Below are 24,192 nucleotides of genomic sequence, written 5' to 3'. Positions count from 1 at the left end.
TCTTTTTTGATGTAAATAGTCATATAACAGGATGTAAATATGCGGATATTGGCAGACAGGCGAAGGCGATACCAATAAAAATAACAGTTGATGGGTATTGTAAGCCGATTTGTGGTATAATGAAAATATATATGTTGGAAAATAGTTCCTTATATATGTCAGAAGTCAGAACGGTAAAATTTTCATAACCTAAAAGGAGGGTTTTTATGAAAGCGGTAAAATTAAGAGATGATTTTTATTGGACAGGTATTATAGACGAACAGCTTCGGGTGTTTGACATTATCATGTATACAGAATTTGGAACGACGTATAATTCCTATGTGATGAAAGCAGGAGAAAAGGTTGTACTATTCGAGACGGCAAAAGCAAAATTTTTCGATGAATATCTGGAAAAATTAAAAGAAGTTATTGATGTGACAAAGATTGATTATTTGGTAGTCAGCCATACAGAGCCGGATCATGCAGGCAGCGTGGAGAGGCTTCTGGACTACAGTCCGCAAATGAAGATATTGGCGACCGGATGTGCAATCGGATTTTTAAAAGAAATTGTGAACAGAGACTTTGTCAGCATTGCAGTAAAGGACGAGCAGAAAATGACAATAGGCAACAAAACGTTGCGTTTTATGTTTGTGCCTAATTTGCACTGGCCCGATACAATGTACACATTTATTGAAGAAGAGCAGATACTTGTGACCTGCGATTCTTTTGGTTCCCACTATTGTCTGCCAGAAGTTCTTTCTACGGAAATTAAAGAAGAAGCCGACTACCAGAAGGCGCTGAAATATTATTACGACTGTATTATCGGGCCGTTTAAGCCATTTATGTTAAAGGCGCTCGACAGAGTGGAGCATATGGACATAACAATGGTCTGTACGGGACATGGTCCGGTGCTTGTAGGTGAACGGATTAAAGCGGTGATGAAGCAGTATAGAGAATGGTCTTCTGTAGAAAATCCAAATTCTAAAAAAACAGTCATTATTCCTTATGTAAGCGCTTACGGTTACACGAAAACACTTGCAGAGAAAATAGCAGAAGGAATCAAAGACAGTGGAGATATAGAGGTACGTTCCTATGATATGGTAGAGGCAGATACAGAGAAGGTAAACGAAGAGCTGCTCTATGCAGACGGAATTCTTCTTGGTACGCCGACGATAGTAGGGGAGGCGCTTCGTCCGATCTGGGAGCTGACTTTGAATATGTTTGCAGGCACGCATGGCGGGAAATATGCGGCGGCATTTGGAAGCTATGGCTGGAGTGGCGAGGGAGTTCCCCACATTACGCAGAGACTAAAGCAGCTCCGCATGAAAGTGTCAGAAGGTTTTCGGGTTCGCTTTAAACCGTCAGAGGCAGATTTGGTAAGCGCCTATGAGTATGGTTATCAGTTTGGCTGTCTTGTGCAGGAGAAGGAACCAGTGCGCCCACAGAAGAAAGGGACGAGGACGCTTGTGAAATGTCTGGTCTGCGGAGAAATTTTTGATTCTTCTCTGGAAATCTGTCCGGTCTGTGGTGTAGGAAAAGAAAATTTTGTTCCGGTCACAGTAGAGGAGAGTGGATTTGTCAACAATACAGAGGAGTATTATGTCATCCTTGGGAATGGAGCTGCAGGCTTTCAGGCGGCAAAGGCGATTCGGGAACGGGATAAAACAGGGACAGTTATTATGATTTCTAATGAGAAATATCCGTCCTACAACCGTCCTATGCTGACAAAATCTATTGTGGCAGGGCTGACAGCGGAACAGATTGCAATAGAAGGGCCAGACTGGTATGAGGAAAACAATATATATCAGATGCTCGGCAGACAGGTGGAAGCAGTAGATATGAAGAATAAAGAAGTCTGTCTGGACGACGGCAGCAGAATACATTTTACAAAACTAATCTATGCTCTTGGTAGCGAATGCTTTGTACCACCGATGGAAGGCAGCACTTTGCCGGAGGTGATTGCAATTCGACGCTTGTCCGATGTAGAGAAGGTTGAAAGACAAATGCAGAATTCTAAAAATGCTGTTGTAATCGGAGGCGGTGTACTTGGACTGGAAGCAGCTTGGGAACTGAAAAAGGGAGGCTTGCATGTGGAAGTGCTGGAAGTAGCTCCGGTACTCATGGGGCGTCAGCTCGATACAGGTTCAGCAGAGCTGCTGAAAAAAATCGCAGAGAAAAATGGTGTAAATATCCATACGGGTGTATCTGTAGAGGCGATCGAAGGGGAAGAACACGTTACTGGGGTGCGGACGGCAGACGGGCATGTGTATCCGGCGGAATTAGTGATTGTATCAGCAGGTGTGCGTGCGAATACCGCACTGGCGAAAGAAGCAGGCATAGAGACAGAACGGGCAGTGGTTGTCAACAGCCGGATGGAAACAAATGTGCCGGGAGTGTATGCATGCGGTGACTGTGCACAGTACCAGGGATTGAATTATGCGATCTGGCCGGAGGCATCAGAGGAAGGACGCGTTGCCGGTGCGAACGCGGCGGGAGAAGGTGTAGAATATACACCGGTATCTGCGGCGCTTACATTCCATGGAATGAATACTGCATTATTTGCTGCGGGGGATAATGGGAAAAATCCAAACTTGCTGTACAAGACAGTAGAATTTCAGGATATGGGAAAAGGACAGTATCATAAATACTATTTTCTGAATAACCGGCTGTGTGGAGTGATCTTAATCGGCGATTTATCTAAGATGGCAAAACTAACGTCAGATTTGGAAAAAGGGGCCTCCTACAAAGAGGTTATGGAAGAATAAGGGAATACGCATTGAAGGCAGACAAGAATTTAAGGTAGACAGGATGTAAGGAGACAAGAATGAATCTGGATAAAGAAACAATAAAAAAATTAAGAGGCTTGATTGTATTTACGATTGTAATCCTGATTGCTCTCTGGAAGTATGAAGTAGTATTTGAGGGGATTTCTTATCTTTTTGGAATCATGTTCCCATTTCTTCTGGGCGGGGCGATTGCCTTTGTGCTGAATGTGCCTATGAGTTTTTTAGAAGACAAGATTTTCAGCCATAAACGGTGGGCTCAGAATAAATATATGAAAAAGCTGGCGCGTCCGGTCAGTATGATAATTACGATTTTGTTGGTATTGGGAATTGTGGTACTTGTGATGTTTGTCGTTGTTCCAGAGCTTGGCAAGACGTTTCTCTCTCTTGGGACGAGTATCGGAGATTTTGTGCCGAGGGCGCAGAAGTGGCTGGAAGACCTTTTTGTAGACAATAAAGAAGTGTTGGCGTGGCTGGAAGAAGTGAATATGGACTGGGATAAAATTATAAACGGTATAGTTGAATTCTTCCGCAGCAGTGCAGGAAATGTGGTAAATTCAACAGTGTCTGCCGCAACAGGAATTATAAGCGGAGTGGCGACATTTCTGATTGCTTTTGTATTTGCATGCTATATCCTGCTGCAGAAAGAAAAATTAACCGTCCAGATTCAAAAGGTAATGCTTGCATATCTGCCGAAAAAATGGGTGGAATGGCTGCTGGATGTATTCTCTTTAACATACAGGATTTTTTCCAGTTTTCTTGCAGGACAATGTCTGGAGGCATTGATTTTGGGCGTGATGTTCTTTATCGCTATGACAGTGTTCCAGATGCCGTATGCGCTTCTGGTAGGAATTTTGATTGCATTTACAGCTTTGATACCGATTTTTGGCGCATTTATCGGCTGCTTTGTAGGGGCGTTTTTAATTTTGATGGTGAATCCGGTGAAAGCGCTGATATTTATCGTTATGTTTTTGGTGCTCCAGCAGATTGAAGGCAATCTGATTTATCCTAAGGTGGTAGGCAACTCTGTGGGACTGCCGTCTATCTGGGTACTGGCTGCGGTGAGCATCGGAGGCAGCCTGATGGGGGTAGTCGGAATGTTAATTTTCATTCCGATTGTATCGGTTATCTATAGTCTGTTTCGAGAAAGTGTATATAAAAGGCTCAAAGGAAAAGGAGTGAAAATTTAAAGACAGCGCCGGTAGGTGGGAAAATACAGTAAAGTGTATCCCATACACCGGCGCTCGTTTTATATCATAGGAAAATCCTTCGGACTGACCTATGATATAAAATCCTTCGGGCAGTATGCCTGTTCTCGTTCGGTAAATGAACGGAAAATCTGTAGGATGGACTGGTGCAGATAAGGCAGATATTTGTCCATAGAGACGGGCTGCTCTAAAATAATACAGTTGTAGCAGGTGGAGCCGATCAGTTCAATAATAGTAAACAGCAACAGTTCTGGTTCCGCACAGATAATATGGCTTTTTTTCATGGATTCCAGATAATATTCATAGAAGGGGACAGATTCCTGTGGAACCGTACTGGAAAAGGTGTCTCGGAAAATTCCCCAGGAAAGGTTCTTGGAAATGAATTTCATCAGATTATGCTGTGCCTGTAAGCGTTCAATAATATAATCTGTCACAAAAAGAAACTGTTTTTCAAAATCCATGTCTGGATACTTCTTTAAAGCATTGTGTGCATCTGTAAAAAGCTGTCCGGCTTTATAGACGACCAGCTTGTCCCGCAGATCGTATTTGTCCTTAAAATAAAGATAGAAAGTTCCCTTCGCCAGTCCGGCACGTTCTACAATATCCGAGATGGTAGTCTTTGCAAAGCCCTTGTCTATAAACAAATCAAATGCGTTTTGAAACAACGCGTTTTTCTTTTCTTTCTTTTTTATTTCTACCTTCCCCATTCTCATAACCTCCTCTGAAACAAAAAAAGTATACTCCGAAAGGTACATTGTGATACCTTCTTTTACGTTGGCGTGGATATAAATTATTCCATTGCAATGTCAAATCCTATTTATATTATGTATGGAAAATAAGGAAATGTCAACAAAATGACCAAAATTCATTTTTTATATTGACTATTGGTCAGTTTTGCGTATAATGAGACTGTAAAGAAAATTATATGCGTATGGTGTAGATTTTGCCGATTGATAATCAGGCAAATATGACTGATGAATCTGCTGTACGCGCAAAGTCAGGAGATGATTGGATTGATAAAAACTGGGAAGTGGATAGCCAGGCATCGGGTATTCATTCTGATTATGGGAGTTTTGCTGTTGATTCCTTCTATAATCGGAATCGCCAGGACCAGAATTAATTATGATTTATTGAGTTATCTGCCGGAAAATCTGGAAACAGTAAAAGGGCAGGATATACTGGTTGACGAGTATGGAATGGGTGCATTTTCCATGGTGGTTGTAGAAGGCATGGAGCTAAAAGATGTTCAGAAGCTGGAGGAGAAGTTTAGCGAAGTGCCTCATGTCAAAGATGTACTCTGGTATGATGATGTGGCAGATCTTTCTCTGCCGGTAGAAATGCTGCCGAAGGATATAAGAGAGGTGTTTTACAATGGAGACGCCACAATGATGCTGGCATTGTTTGACAATACGACGTCGTCGGATGAAGCGATGGATGCATTGACAGAAATGAGACAGATTGCAGACAAACAGTGCTTCATCAGCGGAATGACAGGAATTGTCACAGATATTAAGAATCTTTGTTTGAAAGAACTGCCGATCTATGTTGTGATTGCCGCGGCATTGGCGTTTTTGATATTGGAGCTGACAGGAACCTCCTTCCTGGTACCTGTATTTTTCCTTCTAAGTATCGGAGTAGCGATCTTATATAATATGGGAAGCAACCTTTTCTTAGGACAGATTTCCTATATTACGCAAGCGCTGACAGCAGTGCTGCAGCTTGGAGTTACAATGGATTACTCTATTTTCCTGTTGAACAGCTATGAGGAAAACAAGCTGCGTTTTCCAGGGGAGAAAGACAGGGCAATGGGGCATGCCATTGCAAATACGTTTAAGTCTGTGGTCGGCAGTTCTGTAACTACAGTAGCAGGATTCGCAGCGCTGTGCTTTATGACATTTGCGTTGGGGAAGGATTTGGGAATTGTCATGGCAAAAGGCGTTATTATCGGTGTGCTCTGCTGTGTAACGTTATTGCCGGCTTTGATTCTGATTTTCGACAAACCGATTGAAAAAACGAGGCACAGACCTCTTATAAAAAATCTCGATAAACCGTCTGCATTTATCACGAAACATTATAAGGTATGGATCGCTTTGTTCGTTCTGCTGCTGTTTCCGGCAATCTATGGGAATAATCATACGGAAATCTATTACAACATTGCACAGTCTCTGCCGGATTCACTGGAGTCCAATGTGGCAAATGAGGAATTAAAAAAAGAGTTTGACATGGAAAATGTGCATATGATTCTTATGGATAAGAACTTAAGCGCAAAGGAAAAAAGCAGCATGCTGGAAGAGATTGAAAAGGTAGAAGGCGTGCGGTGGACGATTGGATTAAATTCGCTTGTAGGTCCGGCCGTTCCGGATACCATGTTGCCGGACGACATAAAAAGTATGATGCAAAGTGATAAATATGAATTGGCGTTTGTAAGCTCCGAGTATGCTTCGGCGACACCAGAAGTGAATACACAGGTTGCGTCCATAGACAAGATTGTAAAATCATATGATGACAAGGCACTTGTGATCGGGGAAGCGCCTATGATGAAAGATTTGCAGGACGTGACAGACATAGATTTGAAAGTTGTCAATGCGATTTCGATTATCGCAATTTTCCTGATTATCATGCTGGTATTCAAGTCTCTTTTGCTTCCGGTGATTCTCGTATCGGTGATTGAGTTTGCCATTTTTGTAAACATGGCGGTTCCTTATTATCAGGGAGTGAGCCTTCCATTTGTAGCAAGCATTGTGATAGGAACGATTCAGTTGGGAGCGACGGTAGACTATGCGATCTTGATGACAAGCCGCTATCAGAAAGAGAGGCAGAGAGGCAGAGGCAAAAAAGAAGCGATTTCCATTGCGCACAAAACAAGTATGCTTTCTATTATCAGCAGTGGTTTGAGCTTTTTCGCGGCGACCTTCGGCGTGGCGTGCTATTCGCAGGTAGACATGATCGGTTCTATCTGTACGCTGCTTGCAAGAGGCGCCATTATCAGTATGTGTGTTGTAATATTGGTGCTTCCGGCCATGTTTATGATTTTCGATAAACCGATCTGCCGGCTGTCTGTTGGATTTCTGGGCAAGAAGGGCAAAGTGGAGCAGGGAAGCTTCAAACAGGTTTCTAAAATAGAGAATGGAGGTAGACAACATGAAAAATAGAGAATATAGAATGTTAATTGCGGGGGCTCTTTTATTGGCATTGACTGTGGGAAGCTTTACATCACAGCCCTTATATGCAAAGGAAAGCTCTGGCAGCATAGAGACAGAGGCAGTTTCAAAACCGGCTGACAACACAGAAGAAACATCCAAAGCAGGAGGTACAACAGAGGTACGGCCGGTCAAAGACGAGACCGTATATGCGAAAGTAAATGGGCAGGGAGCTGTGGAATCGGTTATTGTCTCCGATCAGCTTCGCAACGTGACAAATAAAACAGATATTCAGGATACATCACAGCTGCAGAATATAGAAAATGTCAAAGGAGACGAAACTTTCTCAAACGAAGATGAAAAGCTTGTATGGAACGGACAGGGAAAGGATATTGTCTATCAGGGGACAACAGAGGAAACGCTTCCCGTCGGTATCGAGATTACGTATGAATTAGACGGAAAACAGATAAACGCAGAAGAACTGGAGGGGAAAAGCGGGCATCTGGTGATGCGCTATACCTATAAAAATATATCCAGAGAAAATACAGGCGGATATGTTCCTTTTCTGATGGCCACAGGAGTTGTTTTTGACGGGGATGTATTCTCCAATGTTGCTGTGACAAATGGGAAGCTGCTCTCTGACGGAAGCAGGGACATGGCGGTGGGAATCGGTATGCCGCAAATGCAGGAGGAACTGGGAACGGATCTTCTGGACATTCCGGAATATTTTGAAATAGAGGCAGATGTGAAGGAATATCAGGCGCCGGAAGCGATAACGATTGCTACGAATGATGTGTTTAATGAAATAGATACAGAGCAATTTAACAGTATTTCGGACTTGAAGAGTTCTATGGCAGAGTTACAGAGTGCGGCAAATCAGCTTGTGAGTGGTTCAGGTGAGTTAAAGACAGGCCTGGACACACTGCTGTCCTCCTCCGGTACACTGACAGATGGAATACAGGCTTTAGTAAACGGAGGAGCAGAACTTAAGGAGGGAACGCTTACCCTGGCGGACGGCGCGCAACAGGTGACAGACGGGTTGGGAACAGCCTCCAGTCAGGTTTCCTCTGTTCTGGCGCCTGGCGCTGCAAGCCTGGATGCAGGAGCTACGCAGATGCAACAGCAGTTAGAAGTACAGCTTCCCACCTTATCTGGTTCCATAGCTGATTTGAATACAGGGATCGGAGAAGTTGCGGTGGGAGCAAAAGCATTAAATGAAAATATGGAAACTGTTGCTTCCGGCGCACAGTCTGTCAGTTCAGGGATAGACGGACTCGCAGAAAGTACAGGTACCCTATATGCGGGGGCAGAAAGTGTATATACTTATTTAAATACAATGTCGTCGGAGACGGGGGCCATAGATACAACCTCCAGTCAAGAGGAAATCGCCGCGCTGCAAAACCTAGTCGACAGTGGCGCTGTTACAGGTGAGACGGCAGCGGCGTTAGAGGATGTAATTGCCTCTCTTTCGACAGAGCAGCAGACAAGAGATTCTGTAAATGTGCAGCGGCAGGCGCAAGGTACGGCAGCGCCGGCAGAAGTATTGGCAGCAGCAGAAGCAGTGAAGAATGGGCTGTATACCGCAGATCAGGCATTAAATGGAGAGCAGGGACTGGCGGCAGGCGCGCAGACCTTAAGTACGGCGTTGAGTACCCAGGGAGCAGTAGGAGGCGGGATTGCACAGCTTGACGCAGCGCTGAATCAGGGAAATCCTGCCACAGGAACTCCTGGTATTGCGGCAGGCATGCAGTCTCTGGAAACAGCAGTAAGCGGGGAGGAAGGACTTGTCGCCCAGGTTTCAGCGGGAATGACACAACTGAAAGGGGGAACTTCCAGCCTGCTTGCCGGAGTAGAAGGGGAAGATGGGCTGGCAGCCGGACTATCCGCACTTTATACAGGAGCAAATGGGCTTTCCGAAGGAGCAGAGGCGCTCAACAGTGGAGCGAATACACTGACGGCCGGACTGGGCACGCTGCAGAGTGGTTCTGGCGCATTGATAGATGGGGTTGTACAGCTGGATGAAGGTGCTGCTGCCTTAAATGACGGAATGTTGCAGTTTAATGAAGAAGGGATTGAAAAATTGACGGAGGTATTTGAAGGAGACGTGGGAAGCCTTCTGGACAAAATGAATGAAATGCTGGATGCCTCCAGAAAGTATAATAATTTCAGTGGCATATCAGATGAAATGGAGGGGCAGGTGAAATTTATTTTTGTAACGGAATAAATAAAAGAAAGCCTGCCCCTGGAAATAAGCCGGTTTTGAAAAGAAGATGGAAAGAATTGACACGAAAAATTTCCTGTGATAAGGTGAAGTTATCTTCTCTGTACAAGGACACAAACGCTCGTGTACAGAGAGGATAAGGAAAGGGGAAAAGCAATGTATACTATGCCTGTTCCAGAAGTGATTGATAAAGTTGTCAAAATATGTAAGAAAAACGGTGTGAAGCGGCTGGATCTATTTGGCTCATTTGCTACAGGGACAGCAACGCCTGACAGTGACATAGATTTTGTTGTTTACGGGTGTAAGGATATACTGAGACTTGAGACGGAGCTCGAGGAAATTGATACACTCCGGAAAATTGATATTTTTGATTATGATAGTATTCACAATGAGTTCTTGCTGGAGGATATAAAAAAGTATGGGAGACAAATTTATTAACCGTTATAATACATTTTGCAAAAGCCTGAAAAATTTAGAAAAGAGCAAAAAGGCGGATTTTGGGCATTTGATTTAAAACAGGAAAAGGCTTGACTTCCATTCTACGCTATGATACAATTTTCTAGCGAATGGAAGTAGGTCTTTTTTTTATGCCTAAAAATGGATGGCTTCGCAACCATCAGTAACACGTAGTGAATATGTTAAAAGCGAGGTGGAAGTTGTGCGCACAAGAATCACATTGGAATGTACGGAATGCAAGAATCGTAATTACAACATGATGAAGGATAAGAAAGCTCATCCGGAACGCATGGAAACGAAAAAGTACTGTAAGTTCTGTAAATCACACACACTGCACAAAGAGACGAAATAGTCGCTGAAGGGAAGTGGACGTATGAGTGAGAAGACAAAGACTCAGAAGAAAAGCTGGTTCAAAGGGCTTCAGGCAGAGTTTCGTAAAGTCATTTGGCCAGACAAGATAACACTTGCAAGAAAGACGGCGGCAGTAGTTGCAACTTCCGTATTTGTAGGAGCTTTGATTGCAGTAATTGATGCGATTTTAAAATACGGAATAGACTTATTGGTGAAATAGCCGGACTTAAAGCAGAAAGGTGATTTTATGTCAGAGGCAAAATGGTATGTGGTTCATACTTATTCGGGGTATGAAAACAAAGTAAAAGCGAACATTGATAAGACCATTGAAAACCGCCATCTGGAAGACCAGATTTTGGAAGTGCGGGTTCCTATGCAGGAAGTCGTAGAGCTGAAAAATGGCGTCCAGAAAGCAAGCCAGAAGAAAATGTTTCCTGGTTATGTGATGATTCACATGATTATGAATGACGACACATGGTACGTTGTGAGAAATACAAGAGGCGTGACAGGGTTCGTCGGTCCGGGCTCTAAGCCGGTACCTCTGGAAGAAGGAGAGATGGCGCGGCTTGGGATCAAGCAGGAAAACATAGTTGTGGACTTTACGGTTGGAGATACTGTGTCCGTATTAAGCGGCGCATGGGAAGGCACTGTGGGCGTGATTCAGAGCATGAATGAACAAAAGCAGAGCTTGTCGATCAATGTAGAGTTGTTTGGCCGTGAAACTCCGGTTGAACTTAGTTTTTCAGAAGTAAGAAAGATGGATTGAAAATGAGTGGGAGGGATGGAAAAGTCCCGCCAATACCACAAGGAGGTAATGAACAATGGCAAAAAAAGTAGAAGGTTATATCAAGTTACAGATTCCTGCTGGAAAGGCAACACCAGCACCACCGGTTGGTCCTGCACTTGGACAGCACGGTGTGAATATCGTTGAATTTACAAAACAGTTCAATGCCAGAACTGCAGATCAGGGCGATTTGATTATTCCTGTAGTTATCACAGTATACAATGACAGAAGCTTCAGCTTCATCACAAAGACACCGCCGGCGGCAGTTCTGATTAAGAAAGCATGCAAGATTAAATCAGGTTCCGGCGTGCCGAACAAGACAAAGGTTGCTACAATTACAAAAGCACAGTTACAGGAAATTGCTGAGACAAAGATGCCGGATTTGAATGCTGCAACAGTAGAAGCTGCTATGAGCATGATCGCAGGAACATGCCGTTCTATGGGTGTAACAGTAGAAGAGTAGGCATTGTGAACTGCAAGGACTGATTCGTGAATAAAAAATTTGTGAATTCAAAAAGTGGGAGGGGTTCGTTCCCGCCAATACCACAAGGAGGTTATATAGAATGAAACGAGGAAAAAAATATATCGAAGCTGCAAAATTGATCGAAAGAGGAAATCTTTACGATAGAGATGAAGCAGTAGCATTGGTAAAAAAAGCAGCAGTAGCAAAATTTGACGAGACAATCGAAGCTCATATCAGAACAGGATGTGACGGACGTCACGCTGACCAGCAGATCCGTGGTGCAGTTGTACTTCCTCACGGAACAGGAAAAAAAGTACGTATTCTTGTATTTGCAAAGGATGCAAAAGCGGAAGAAGCAAAGGCAGCCGGAGCAGACTTCGTAGGTGGAGATGACCTGATTCCGAAGATTCAGAACGAAGGATGGCTGGAGTTTGATGTGGTTGTTGCTACACCAGATATGATGGGTGTTGTTGGACGTCTCGGACGTGTACTTGGTCCGAAAGGTTTAATGCCGAACCCGAAAGCCGGAACTGTTACAATGGATGTGACAAAAGCAATCAATGATATCAAAGCTGGTAAGATTGAGTACAGACTCGACAAGACAAATATTATCCATGTGCCAATCGGTAAAGCATCCTTTACCGAAGAACAATTAGCGGACAACTTCCAGACGCTTATCGACGCAATCAATAAAGCAAAACCAGCAGCAGTAAAAGGACAGTATTTAAAGAGTGTTACACTGACATCAACAATGGGTCCTGGAGTAAAAATCAACCCACTGAAGCTGGCGTAATTTTATAAAGATGTGTAGAGAACCGTTGCAGCATACATGTTCATTTATGCTGCGGCGGTTTGTTTTTTTGCACGATCAAGGCCAAACCATGCTGTTTTATATTAGTAACTGCCAAAGATAGCAGGTGCCGTAAGGTATAAGGAGAAAACGCCTGCCGAGGAAGTCGAAAATTCTTGTATTGAATGTGTATAGAGCTGTCACATCAATGTGCGACAGCTCCAAGTGTTTGCTCTTCGCTTGAATAAAGATTGCGTCATTCCATTTCCAGGCGCACTTCTTTATCTGTAGGCATGCCTTCCTGTGCTCCTATTTTTTCTGTGGAAAGACCTGCCGCAATATTTGCATACGCCAAAGCCTTCTCTGTAGAATAATCTTTTATAATTGCTGCTGCAAAGGCTCCGTTTAATGTGTCGCCTGCTCCGGTAGTATCTGCTGCTTTTGATTTCCTTGCCGGAACATGAAAAATTTTACCATTTTTTAAGTAAGTACTTACGCCTTTGGAACCTTGTGTAATAATTAGTTTTTCCGGATATTTTCTCATTGTCCTCTCCAGCTCACACACTTTTTCGAATATGATCACAGCTTCATGCTCATTTGGCGTAAGATAAGTTACTTCTTCCAGAATCTCTTTTCTGACAGGTCTTGCAGGGGCAGGATTCAAAATAACATCAATACCGTTTTCATTACATAGGTGAATGACATATTCATTGGTTTCCTGAGGAATCTCATGTTGTAGCATTATGAGGTCACATTCCAGAATATGTTTTTTTACCGAATCAATGTAGGCGATATCAACATAATCGTTTGCGCCTGCAACTACAATAATCGTATTATCGTTTTCTCCCACAGTAACTATAGCCAGTCCGCTGGATATTTGTGGAACTACTTTAATATATTCAGTACCCACTGATTGCATCTGCAGATTTTTTAGTAGCCTTTCTCCAAAAGCATCTTCTCCTATACAGCCAAAAAATTCAACCTGCGCCCCTAATCTGGCAGCAGCCACTGCTTGATTTGCTCCTTTTCCACCAGGAATATACTGCAGATTTTCGCCTCTCAGTGTCTCTCCTCTTTTGGGGATTCTTTCAGTAGTCACCGCCATATCCATATTAATACTGCCGATTACGCCTATTTTTTTCATGGTACTTTCCTTTCTTCATATATTTATAATGAAGAGTCCATCGGAGACTCTGTTTTTGAACCCCGCTTCTTCTTACTAATAATTCTGAAAATCATGTATGCCGGTATAGAAGTCAGCATTAAAAAGCTTCCGCTTAAAATTTGCTCGGGAGATACGCAACACACAAGCACAAATGTGATAAGCGTAGCTAAAATTGCAGTAATAGGATACCCCCACATTTTGAAAGGGCGTTCCATATTAGGCTGCTTTTTACGTAAGATAAATAAGGAAAGACATACTGCGACTTCACTTAAGCAGCCGACAAATGTGCTCATCATCAACAATGTCATAAAACTGCCGGTCCAGACAAAGAAAATAGCAATAACCCCATAAATAATAATCGTGATATATGGTGTTTTATATTTGGGATGTAGTTTTGCAAACACAGGAAACATCATATCATTATCAGCCATAGCATAAGCAACGCGGGGCATACTGAGCATAGAGCCATTGGCTGCGCCGAAAATGGAAATAGTTGCGCCTAATGTAATCAGTGTAGCACCTACTTTTCCAAATGCGACTTCTGCCGCTGCACTCACAGGAGTTGCGGAACCGGCTAAGTTTGCGAAGCCGACAGAACCAACACATGCGATAGTAAGGAGCATATTGATGATGATAACAAGCCCCATACCTATAATAGTTGCCAAAGGAAGATTTTTCTTAGGATTCTTGATTTCTCCACTCATATAAGAAAGTACATAATATCCGCCAAATGCGTTCAACGCAGGAACTGCTGCGGCGAAAGAACTTTCCCACTGTACTGTTTCCGTTACTGTAGTTGTAAAATTTTCCGGTCTTAACGCAACAATACCACCAACGATAACGGAAACCAGTACGGAAACCTTTGCAATCGTAAAAATGTTTTGTACCATAGCACCATTTTTAACTCCTCTGATATTAACCAAGGAAAGGATTATGATCAGCGCAGTTGAAACCATTCTTTGTCCCGTTACTGATAGATTAAGCCCAGAAAATAGCACTGCAAAGTTACTTGCGAATGCTGTCGCCATCATCGCGATAACTGCAAGAAAGTTACCTAAAATGCTAGACCAGCCATAAACGAAAGAAGCGCCATGTCCAAAAGCTTCATCTATATAAACATAAGAACCTCCGGCTTTAGGCATTGCAGGAGAAAGCTCTGCATAAACTAAAGCGCAAAGTATGGCACTGGTCCCCGCTATGATCCATGCCAGCATATTAGGACCAAAAGAACCGGCAGTAGCTGCAATCTGTCCAGGAGTTGTGAAAATTCCGGAGCCAATAACAGTTCCTACTAAGACACATACTGCAGAGAAAAGTCCCATTTCCCTTTTCAGACCATCTTTAGACATAAATTTTTTCTCCTCTCTTGAACTTGCAATTACTCGATGTCAAAACTTTCATTATAGTCATATCTGCGTTTTAACCGGGTATCCGGTGTGATTTCACGTTTGGCAATCTTGAAAGTTCTTTCTGTAAGGTCGGCTATTTCATTCATAGACTCATCTAATACTGTACTTGCGAGACGACCGCCAAGTGGAGCGATCCACTTGGATTCGATTTTTTCAACACCATACAACGTTCCCATGACGGCGCCGACAACCGCTGCATTAGAATCCGTATCAAAAGCGCACTCTACGCAGTTTCCAATCGCACGTGTAAAGTCTCCTTCAGAATATAAAAGAGAAAGGACAACAATTTTTTCATTCGGAATGATATGACACCATTCGAAAATATTATCTTCATTATGAAGGAGGTGTATTTTGTCCATAGCTTCCTTTAGAGGCATTCCGCTTTCATAATCTGCAATTACAGAACGAACTGCTTCTGCAATTCTCGAATTTTCAGGAATTTCTCTAAGACCGGCCTGAATCACTTCTTTTATATCTGTTGTGTGCATTGCTGCGGCAACCATTGCTGCGGTGAACATTTCGCCGTAAATACCGTTTCTTGTATGTGATATACAGGCATCACGAAATGCTGCCTCGGCTGCTGCCTCGGGATTGCCTGGGTTTACCCACCCGAAGATTTCAGCTCTAATCTGTGCCCCTACCCATTCTCTGTAGGGATTCCCCAGTCTGGCTGTGTCAGGAGCAGAAAATCCTTCTACTGCATTTTTATAGGCAACTCTTTCTGCTGTACAGCACACTCCCGCAGGAAGCCAGTTTAACCAGGCATATAAAACATCACCGGGATCAAACTCGTAACCGAAAACTTCCATTACTTTCATATTAAGCACCGTATAGTTAGTATCATCATCAATGGGTGCATACCCTTCCAACTCATCGATCCAAGGCTGATTGTTTAAAGGCGTGCCAGTTACAATGTGATATTTTTCAATCATCTCCGGCGTGAAATCCTCTGTAGAAACATACCGGTTTACGGGATAATTGTTTGTTTCTGTTAACATTCCTTTTAAATCTTTGTATTTCCAGAATTCCAGAGGTTTGCCTAACAGACACCCTGCAATCCTCCCCGTCCATCCGCCTAGTATACGACGTTTCATTTCTTCATCTGAAATAGTAGCGACTTCTTTTGTGTGTTTTGGTCTTGCCTCCAAAATTCTTGCATAGTCGGAGGGTTCGTCATATGGATAGTTTTTTAATATGGGCGCCTCTCTCATCTGCTTCTCAAGAGCACATGCTAATTCATAGTCCCCTAAAGTAACGGCGCGATCATCAGCATAGAATCTTTTTTGAATTGCCTGGCACGTTTCTTTCAGATGTGCTACGTCCCGTCCCTCATCTTTTGCCTGCTGCCAATCGTAATAAACTCTTGCGGTATACAGACCAAATGTGTCATTTTCCATAAAATGTTTCATAATATTAGATCCCTTTCTTGCATGTTTATATTTTTTATAGCTAAATTTCTTTCGGCCGATAAGAAATTATCTATCATTTATACAGATTCACGTTTTACAATTTCGCATTCAATTAATTTCTTTGATAACGCAACGTTATCGCGGAGCCTTGCAATGAGCATCTGAGCGCATTCTACCCCCACTTGATAGCCATGAAGATCTATGGTAGTAAGCGGTGGGATTAGATATTGGGAAAGAGCTATATTGTCAATACCGGTTACTTTTACGTCTTTCGGAACGCAGATCCCTTTTCGATTCAACGCGAGTAATGCGCCAGAAGCAATCAAATCGTTGGCACAGACAACAGCGTCTATCTTTTGTCCGTTGAAAATATTCTGTACTCCTTTTATACCGGTTTCCGGTGTAAAGAAGCCTTCTTGATAAATCAGGCTTTCATCCAGTGACCTTCTGTTGTCCTGTAAAGCATTTTTATAGCCCTGGATTCTGTTACTGGAGCGCTTATCTGGAAATGGTCCAATGTAGGCAATTTTTTCACAGCCTTCCTTAATCAATAATTCTGTGACTTTATAAACAGCCGCAACAGAATTGGAATCAATGATACCTATATCGTGAATGTCCATGGACCATTCGCGATCCACAACAATAATGGGAATTTTTAAGTTAGAAACCCACTCTTCATTCTTTGCAGATAAACAACGAAGAAAAATAATGCCGTCTACCATTTTGGAAGTCAGGAATTGGATATCTTCTAATTCTGATTCTTTTTCCGGATTGGTATTACAGATTAAAACACTTATATCATTTGCTTTGCTAACAGATTCAACCCCAACAATAATCTGTGATACATAAGGGTCTGCAATATCATAAGTAACAATGCCGATTGTATTACTGTTTTTACTTCTCAGTCCCTTGGCGATCTGATTAGGGACATAGTTATATGCTTTCACAAGTTCCATGACTCTTTCTTTTGTGGCCTCACTAATATGCATATCTACATTGTTTAAAATTTTTGAAACAGTGGTGATGGATACACCCGCTTCCCGAGCAATATCTTTCATAGTTATTTTTTTCATGTGCACTTCCTCCATATTATGTATTCGCAATTAGTTTAGGAAAATTTTAGGTAAACGTTGTAGGTAAACGTTTACCTAACTTTCATGGTTATATAATAGCATTTAATTTTTATATGTCTATTGACTTTATACACAAAAATTAAATATTATTTTTGTGTATTATATCTATTTGATTAGCAAATAAAACAGATAAAATGTATACAGATACATAAGGGGGATTTAGTTTTGCAATTAAGGACTCATGCATTTATCGTGAAAGGTAAAAAAGAAAGAAGCTAAATAAATAATTTACATAATTTACAAAAAATGATAATATTTATATTATAAAGTGCAAATTTTTAGGGGGGGGGGTATAAAATATGGAAAAACGACTTTCGGAGAGAATTGCCACGGAAATTCTGGAAATGATTACTTTAAAACATCAATTTTCTCCCGGGGATAAGCTTCCGAATGAAAATGATTTCTGTATGGCTCTGGGGGTAAGCAGAACAACATTGCGCGCAGCGATACAGTCTCTTGTAGACCAGAATATTCTGGAAGTAAAGAGGGGGCTGGGGACTTTTGTTTCGGAACAGATGGGGAATAGAACGTTGAATTTGCTGACTGGAATCAGCTATTCGGAGATGAGGATAAAAGATTTATACGAGGTACGTCTGATCATAGAACCATACTCCGCCTATTATGCCGTGCAGCGTGCTTCCAATGAAGAAATACAGAAAATTAAAGAATATGAGAGGATCATTGAAGAAAAATTGGAACTTGGGGAAGACTGTGTGGAAGTAAACCGCCTTTTCCATAATGCGATTGCGGCAGCTACACATAATGCACTTATTTCCAATCTTATTTCAACTATTAGTGGAGAAATTGTAGGAAAATTCCAGGATTTTGGGGTAGAACAGAAAGTGCATAAACATACGGTCAGTGACCATAGAATGTTGATGGAATATTTTCAGGATGGAGATGCCGACGGCGCCAGGATGGCGATGCAGCTTCATATTCTACATTCTATTAATGACTATGGGAAAATAGATGAATAAATGGTTATATAGGTGACTCCTGCCAGATTGAATAATCGGGCAGGAGTTTTTTGTGCATATTTTATAAAAAAATAAAAAACAGAAAAAGTTATTGTAAAATATGTTGAGATAGATTGACAATTAACAAACAAAGGTGTAATATTTACATGATAATACATCATACAAATATAAAGACATCATACAACTAAGGAGGAAGAAATGAAACAGAAGATAGCTTTTATAGGCGGAGGTAATATGGCAGAAGGAATTATCCGCGGAATGTTAAAAGAGGCTTCCTTTTTGCCGGAGGAAATATATGTATATGACATTATTTCTTCTAGAGTGGAGTTTTTGAAACAGGAATACAAAATACAAGGATGTGTTTCTATCGAGGAAGCGACAAAAGAAGCAGATATTTTAGTGTTTGCCGTAAGACCGCAGGATGCTGAAAATGTAAGTGTACAAGTGAAATCTTTTCTGGAGGAAAAAAGCATATTTGTTTCTATCTGCGCTGGTGTGAGGATAAAAAGCTTTGAACAATGGATCGGCTCCGATAAAAAGATAATTAGAGTAATGCCTAATACATTGACTGAGACGCAGCGCGGTTATACATCGTTGTGTATGAACGGTAATGTAGACAGAGAGATGGCAGAACCAGTATTCAGAATGATGGAGGCGATTGGACGTGTGATGGAGATAGCGGAAGACATGTTTGATAACTTTACGGCATACAGTTGCACAGGTCCGGCCTATCTCTTATATTTGATGAATGCTTTAATAGATGCGGGCGTCAGAACTGGTTTTTCAAGAAAAGATGCCAGAGCGATTACAATTGAGAACATGATCGGAACAGCAATGAAGGTAGAACAGATAAAGAAGCATCCCTTTGAAATTCTGGATACAATGACTTCGCCTGGTGGAGTAGGTATTGAAGGGATATATACTATGAATGAAGAAGGAATATATGGGAAAATCATGCACAGTGTAGAAGAAGCGGCACGCCGTTCGAAGGAACTGGCATAAGTGAGGAAGAGAAAAAGAGAGGGCAGATATATGGAAGAAAGGAATAAGAAAAAACGGGAAGAAAGACAGGCAACATTTGGTTTATCTATTGTAGTTATGTTGATAGTGATATTGATTCTGGTGGGGAGTATTCTTGTTTTAAAACTAGATCCACATATTCCGTTGATTATGTGTACATTTGTGCTGGTATTCTTCGGACTTTATTTACATATTACATGGAGTGACATGATGAGCGCCGCAGTAAAGTCTATATCAGAATGTATAGAAGCGATCATTATTATGATGTCTATAGGAATGGTTGTGGGCGCATGGGTATCATGTGGAACAGTTCCCTTCATCATTTATTGGGGACTGAAGGTGTTTTCACCGGCGTTCTTGCTTCCGTTTGCGGTATTTTTGTGTGCTTTGATGAGTACTCTGACGGGGTCATCTTGGACTACAGTAGGAACGATTGGTGTTGCATTCATGGGAATTGGTATGGCAATGGGAATCAATCCGGCTATTGTGGCGGGGGCTATTGTATGTGGTTCCTTTTTTGGCGATACACAATCTCCTATGTCTGACGGTTGTAATTTTGCTACGGCGATTTCGGGAGCAGGGCTTTACAACGGTGTAAAAGGAATGTTTATTTCTAATATTCCGGCTTTGCTGATCGGAATAATCATTTATGTGTTTATTGGTCTTCGATACTCCGGAGGAGATTTAGGTGGTGCAGAAGAGAGTATACAAGAAACACTTGGAGGATTGGCGGCTGGCTTTAATCTGACGCCGGCAGTATTAATACCTCCGGTTTTGTTGATTGTCTTGATTGTTATCAAATTTCCAGCGGTTCCGACCATGATAGCTGCAGCATTTTCAGGATGTATATGTTCTGTTTTATTCCAGGGCAATTCATTAGCTGATTCCCTAGGATTTATGATGAAAGGATATGTAGGCAATACAGGGGTAGAGGCTGTGGATAGTATCGTGACCCGCGGAGGCCTTTCCGCCATGATGAATACGGTTGCAATTGTAATTTTGTCTATGTGGATGGCAGGAGTACTGCAGAGAACAGGTATCATGCACGCAATCTTGGCAAAAATAGCTAGACTGGTTAAAAAGCCTGGCCCGCTGGTTGCTACGTCGACGGCCACGACATTTATTTTCAGTTATATTGCAGCGGATCCGTATCTTGCAATGATGCTTCCAGCAAAGGTTTATGGAGAAGCGTATGATTAATTGGGTTATGACAGAAGTGTTCTCTGCCGTTCTATCTCTGGAGCTGTATTCTTTGCTCCTATGGTTCCATGGGGATCGGGAGGTCTTTATACGGCAGCGGCTTTGGGGGTAGCGGTTACTGCGTATTTGCCATATTATTTTGTAGGATTTTTAGCACCGATATTAACGATCTTGTTCGCATTTCTAGGAATTGGAATGTATAAAGCGAAAAAGAGCGTAACGGAAACTGTATAGAGGAAAAGAAAATGAAGCGAAGGACAGAAAAAGAGGGAAATTTTACTTCTTCTATTATAATAATGATACTGGCAATAGCGGTTCTACTTATCGGGGTGGTGATCCTGAAACGGGATCCCCACATCCCGTTGCTCTGCAGCACGGCGTTGATATTGCTTTATGGTGTATATCTAGGTGTGCCATGGGCAGATATGAGGGCGTCTATTGTAAAAAGTATTTCAGAGTCAATCGAGGCGATTTTGATCATCTGTCTGATTGGTATGACGGTAGGAAGCTGGATATCTAGTGGAATCGTTCCGATGGTGATTTATTATGGACTGGAAATTTTTTCTCCGAAATGGTTTCTGGTATCTGTTTTATTCCTGTGTAGTATTATGTCATTGGTTACAGGATCGTCCTGGACGACAATCGGAACCATCGGAGTTGCGTTTATGGGAGTGGGATATGGTCTAGGTATTCCGTCAGGCATTACAGCGGGTGCCATTGTGTGCGGTGCATTTTTTGGAGATAAGCAGTCGCCTATGTCGGATTCTACCAATTTTGCGGCGGCAGTGGCAAAAACAGATTTGTATAAGCACGTTAAATCTATGGTATTTACAAATGAACCTGCCTTGCTAGTATCGTTGGTTGTATTTTTCATTATAGGTTTAAGATATGGGAATGCCAATGTAGATTATACCCAGGTAAATCTCATTATGGAAGGATTAGAGGAGGCGTTCCATTTTAATATTTTGCTCTTACTGCCTCTTGTTCTGCTCATTATACTCATTGCAAAGAAATTTCCGGCAATCCCTACTATGCTATTTGCAGCATTTTCGGGAGCAGTTTTCACAGTTCTGGTCCAGGGACGCTCCTTGAGTGATGCGCTTGGCTTTATGCACCAAGGATATACGGGAAATACGGGTATAGAAGCAGTAGATACATTACTGACCAGGGGCGGACTTAATTCTATGACGGGAACGATTACTTTGATGATGATGTCCCTGATGCTTGCAGGAGCGTTAGAACGTACGGGTGTCATGCGGAATTTGATCGCCAAAACGGCGAAATTGACGGATAAAAGATTCGGTCTTATTTCTACTACATTAGTATCCACGCTTTGTCTTGGGTACTTTGCGGCGGATCCGTATCTTGCCATGTTGCTGCCGGCAAATGCACTGGGGCAGAAATACGATGAGCAGGGAATTGACAGATGTGTTCTTTCTAGGACGCTGGAAGATGGCGGAACAACAATTTGTCCGATAGTTCCGTGGGGAACAAATGGAATTTATTGTGCGGCGACGCTGGGGGTTCCGGTAATGCAGTATATGCCTTACTATATTATGGGGATCGCGACGCCGATCATTGCGCTACTTTGTGCGGCTACAGGAATTGGGATTAAATATGTAAATAAGGAGAAAAAAGGTGGAAAACATATTAAAGAAAGTACAGTGTGATGTGGAAGAAACCGATTTAAGCTTTCTGGACGAAGCGAAAAAGCGCGCGGGCAGTATTGCGGTCAGAAAAACGGCTTTTGTGCAGGAAAAGGGTGTACGCTCTGAATTAAGCTATAAGAAAATAAAGGCAAAAAGCGGAGAACTGATGTATCATTATCACCTGTGTTGTAGAAATCTTGCGGAATTTCAGAATCAGGCAGAAGAACTGGAAATATTGCTGAAAGAAGAAAAATTACATTTAGATCGTTTCGGTGTCAGTATTGATTACGCAATGGCGTTGCCGGAGACGATAAGAGAGCAAAATAGACGTGGAGATGCATTATATTTTGCAGAGCAAGAAGATTGGAACATTCTTGGCATTTATCCGGAAATGCAGCCACATTTAGGAGATAATATGATTGGGAGTCCGGCGTCCTATTCGCTCGTACAAAAGGCGCTAAGTGCAGGAGTGACTACGATCGGAAATGTATCTCAGTTTTTTGGCTGGGATTATCCAGAATATACAGACGTAAAACAGAGAACAAAGAGTACGCTACAGGCGATAGCCCTGATGGCAGAAAAAAAGAAAGACGGAGCACTGATCCATTCTAATTTAGACGACGGATATGGAGATAAGGCGGGAGATCTGGGACTTCTGATAGGATGTGCACTTTTAGAAAAATATATAATCGAAACACTCATGGGAGCAAAAATTGCACATTCTTTTGGCGATATGTTTTATTCCCCAATGAAAAGGTTGGTATTTCTTTCTGCCTTAAAACAAATACACGGGCAAGAAATGGTCGGTTCTATGATCTTTGCAAATAAACTAGGGCGCAATAAAAAGAAGATAGAATTAAATACGGCACACATGTCAGAACATTTACTTTTCGATATGGCGGGGCAGTATATATACCAAACAGGGCACGCTGTGACGACTATGGCGAATCAGGGATTGACTCCACAGGTATCTTCGCGAGAAATCATACAGACATTGGAATATGCACGGGAGCTGGAAGGATATCTTCCACATATAGTCGATACGATTGATTTTGAAAAAATTGATAACACTGCGAAGAAAGTGGTATACAGAGGAAAGCTGTTCTTTGAAGCTGTATTAGAATATCTAGGAGGTTTCATAGATGTCGAAAACCCCTATGCAATGTTGTTGGCAGTCAAAGAGATCGGTATAAAATATCTGACAGAGAGATTCGAAAGAAAACAGGATACGGAAATTATTATAGCAGACTATAATTTATATGAGCATTAAGACGCATGCAGACATGGAGAGGAGGAATACAGATGGCAAACATGTTGGCAGGTAAAGTTGCTTTGGTGACAGGGGCAGCTAGAGGAATCGGAAAATGCATTGCATTAAAGTTGGCGGAATACGGGGCAGATGTCATTGTAAATGATTTGAAGGTGGACGAGAATTCTGAGGTGATGAAAGAGATACATAGCTTTGGAGTCAAGGGCTTCCCTCTGCAGGGGGATATTACGGACTGTCAGGCGGTTTCTGCAATGGTAGCAAAAGCAGTAAAAGAAATGGGGAGGATAGACATCTTGGTGAATAATGCCGGAGTCTATCCAGCGGTTCCAGTATTGGAGGTAGATGAGAAACATTTTGAATTTGTTGTGGACGTTAATATGAAAGGATTGTTTTTTATGTCACAGCAGGTAGTAAAACAGTCCATGCTTCCCAATAATTATGGAAAAATTATAAATATCAGCTCGTGCGATGGAAAGAATCCAGGAAAGGGAGTAGCTGTATATTCAGCGACAAAGGCTGCTGTTATCAGTTTTACAAAATCTTATGCACTGGAACTAGCGGATTATGATATTAATTCCAACGCTGTTGCAGCAGGGTGGGTGGAATCGGAACAGGTTTTGGCAAATGATAGATGGAAAGACGCACTTGCTATGATCCCTTCGCGTAGACTGGGAAAACTATCAGAAATTGCCGAAGCGGTTGCGTTTCTCTGTAATGATAAAGTTTCTTATATAAATGGAGAAATACTGGATGTAAATGGCGGTATTATTATGGACTAAAAAAGG

The 24,192-nt window shown here is 42.1% G+C and carries 20 protein-coding genes and 1 pseudogene; 16 read left to right on the top strand and 5 right to left on the bottom strand.

The features are described 5' to 3' along the window. Positions 1-206 precede the first annotated feature (206 nt). Both ACZ5C4_RS16835 and ACZ5C4_RS16830 read left to right on the top strand, forming a co-directional pair. The gene (locus ACZ5C4_RS16835) at positions 207-2,744 is read left to right on the top strand and encodes an FAD-dependent oxidoreductase (protein ID WP_464521985.1); all 2,538 of its coding nucleotides are present in this window, start codon (positions 207-209) and stop codon (positions 2,742-2,744) included. A 59-nt stretch (positions 2,745-2,803) separates the two neighbouring features. Beyond that, complete coding sequence (locus ACZ5C4_RS16830; RefSeq protein ID WP_464521984.1) at positions 2,804-3,952, top strand: AI-2E family transporter; 1,149 nt, start codon at positions 2,804-2,806, stop codon at positions 3,950-3,952. A gap of 89 nt (positions 3,953-4,041) precedes the next feature. Here ACZ5C4_RS16830 and ACZ5C4_RS16825 read toward each other — a convergent pair whose 3' ends face one another. Then, positions 4,042-4,677 (bottom strand): TetR/AcrR family transcriptional regulator, encoded by a 636-nt coding sequence (locus ACZ5C4_RS16825; protein WP_464521983.1) that lies wholly within the window; start codon positions 4,675-4,677, stop codon positions 4,042-4,044. Between the two features lie 297 nt (positions 4,678-4,974). On the opposite strand from ACZ5C4_RS16825, the gene ACZ5C4_RS16820 reads away from it, so the two are divergent. From ACZ5C4_RS16820 to rplA, 8 genes are all read left to right on the top strand, one after another. Further along, complete coding sequence (locus ACZ5C4_RS16820; protein WP_464522367.1) at positions 4,975-7,122, top strand: efflux RND transporter permease subunit; 2,148 nt, start codon at positions 4,975-4,977, stop codon at positions 7,120-7,122. Beyond that, positions 7,112-9,334: an autotransporter outer membrane beta-barrel domain-containing protein gene (locus ACZ5C4_RS16815; protein ID WP_464521982.1), complete on the top strand. Its 2,223-nt coding sequence runs from the start codon at positions 7,112-7,114 to the stop codon at positions 9,332-9,334. Before ACZ5C4_RS16820 ends, ACZ5C4_RS16815 begins: the two co-directional genes overlap by 11 nt. 153 nt (positions 9,335-9,487) lie before the next feature. Continuing rightward, on the top strand, positions 9,488-9,769 hold the full coding sequence (locus ACZ5C4_RS16810; protein ID WP_464521981.1) for a nucleotidyltransferase family protein: 282 nt from the start codon (positions 9,488-9,490) through the stop codon (positions 9,767-9,769). A gap of 220 nt (positions 9,770-9,989) precedes the next feature. Further along, positions 9,990-10,139 (top strand): 50S ribosomal protein L33, encoded by a 150-nt coding sequence (rpmG, locus tag ACZ5C4_RS16805; protein WP_186876721.1) that lies wholly within the window; start codon positions 9,990-9,992, stop codon positions 10,137-10,139. 21 nt (positions 10,140-10,160) lie between these two features. After that, positions 10,161-10,358, top strand: coding sequence for a preprotein translocase subunit SecE (gene secE / locus ACZ5C4_RS16800; protein ID WP_464521980.1), 198 nt, complete (start codon positions 10,161-10,163; stop codon positions 10,356-10,358). Between the two features lie 27 nt (positions 10,359-10,385). Further along, positions 10,386-10,904: a transcription termination/antitermination protein NusG gene (gene nusG, locus ACZ5C4_RS16795; protein WP_464521979.1), complete on the top strand. Its 519-nt coding sequence runs from the start codon at positions 10,386-10,388 to the stop codon at positions 10,902-10,904. A gap of 55 nt (positions 10,905-10,959) precedes the next feature. After that, the gene (rplK, locus tag ACZ5C4_RS16790; RefSeq protein ID WP_186876724.1) at positions 10,960-11,385 is read left to right on the top strand and encodes a 50S ribosomal protein L11; all 426 of its coding nucleotides are present in this window, start codon (positions 10,960-10,962) and stop codon (positions 11,383-11,385) included. A gap of 100 nt (positions 11,386-11,485) precedes the next feature. Next, on the top strand, positions 11,486-12,178 hold the full coding sequence (gene rplA, locus ACZ5C4_RS16785; protein WP_186876725.1) for a 50S ribosomal protein L1: 693 nt from the start codon (positions 11,486-11,488) through the stop codon (positions 12,176-12,178). 253 nt (positions 12,179-12,431) lie between these two features. On the opposite strand, the gene rbsK is transcribed toward rplA, so the two are convergent. From rbsK to ACZ5C4_RS16765, 4 genes are all read right to left on the bottom strand, one after another. After that, a complete protein-coding gene (rbsK, locus tag ACZ5C4_RS16780) occupies positions 12,432-13,319 on the bottom strand; it encodes a ribokinase (protein ID WP_464521978.1) in 888 nt (295 codons plus the stop codon). A 23-nt stretch (positions 13,320-13,342) separates the two neighbouring features. After that, positions 13,343-14,689, bottom strand: coding sequence for an APC family permease (locus ACZ5C4_RS16775; RefSeq protein ID WP_464521977.1), 1,347 nt, complete (start codon positions 14,687-14,689; stop codon positions 13,343-13,345). A gap of 29 nt (positions 14,690-14,718) precedes the next feature. Beyond that, positions 14,719-16,158, bottom strand: coding sequence for an ADP-ribosylglycohydrolase family protein (locus ACZ5C4_RS16770; protein WP_464521976.1), 1,440 nt, complete (start codon positions 16,156-16,158; stop codon positions 14,719-14,721). Between the two features lie 77 nt (positions 16,159-16,235). Next, positions 16,236-17,231, bottom strand: a complete 996-nt coding sequence (locus tag ACZ5C4_RS16765) for a LacI family DNA-binding transcriptional regulator (protein ID WP_464521975.1) — start codon at positions 17,229-17,231, stop codon at positions 16,236-16,238. Between the two features lie 359 nt (positions 17,232-17,590). Here ACZ5C4_RS16765 and ACZ5C4_RS16760 point away from each other — a divergent pair, with 359 nt between their 5' ends. The 6 genes and pseudogenes from ACZ5C4_RS16760 to ACZ5C4_RS16735 all read left to right on the top strand — a co-directional run bounded on the left by ACZ5C4_RS16760 (position 17,591) and on the right by ACZ5C4_RS16735 (position 24,186). After that, positions 17,591-18,268 carry a FadR/GntR family transcriptional regulator gene (locus tag ACZ5C4_RS16760; protein WP_186876730.1) on the top strand — a complete coding sequence of 226 codons (678 nt, stop codon included), beginning with the start codon at positions 17,591-17,593 and terminating at the stop codon, positions 18,266-18,268. 198 nt (positions 18,269-18,466) lie between these two features. Beyond that, entirely contained in the window at positions 18,467-19,270 is an 804-nt protein-coding gene (gene proC / locus ACZ5C4_RS16755; RefSeq protein ID WP_464521974.1) for a pyrroline-5-carboxylate reductase, read from the top strand. 30 nt (positions 19,271-19,300) lie between these two features. Further along, positions 19,301-20,722: pseudogene (nhaC, locus tag ACZ5C4_RS16750) on the top strand (Na+/H+ antiporter NhaC). Positions 20,723-20,733: 11 nt separating this feature from the next. Continuing rightward, positions 20,734-22,158: a Na+/H+ antiporter NhaC gene (gene nhaC / locus ACZ5C4_RS16745; protein ID WP_464521973.1), complete on the top strand. Its 1,425-nt coding sequence runs from the start codon at positions 20,734-20,736 to the stop codon at positions 22,156-22,158. Further along, positions 22,127-23,407, top strand: coding sequence for a hypothetical protein (locus ACZ5C4_RS16740; RefSeq protein ID WP_464521972.1), 1,281 nt, complete (start codon positions 22,127-22,129; stop codon positions 23,405-23,407). The genes nhaC (ACZ5C4_RS16745) and ACZ5C4_RS16740 overlap by 32 nt, the downstream gene beginning before the upstream one ends. Positions 23,408-23,439: 32 nt before the next feature. Next, the gene (locus tag ACZ5C4_RS16735) at positions 23,440-24,186 is read left to right on the top strand and encodes an SDR family NAD(P)-dependent oxidoreductase (protein ID WP_464521971.1); all 747 of its coding nucleotides are present in this window, start codon (positions 23,440-23,442) and stop codon (positions 24,184-24,186) included. The last annotated feature ends 6 nt before the right edge of the window (positions 24,187-24,192 follow it).

This window comes from Mediterraneibacter flintii (assembly GCF_055387595.1).
Note: the sequence above shows the minus strand (reverse complement) of the source record. Positions and strands in the feature narration are given on the sequence as shown.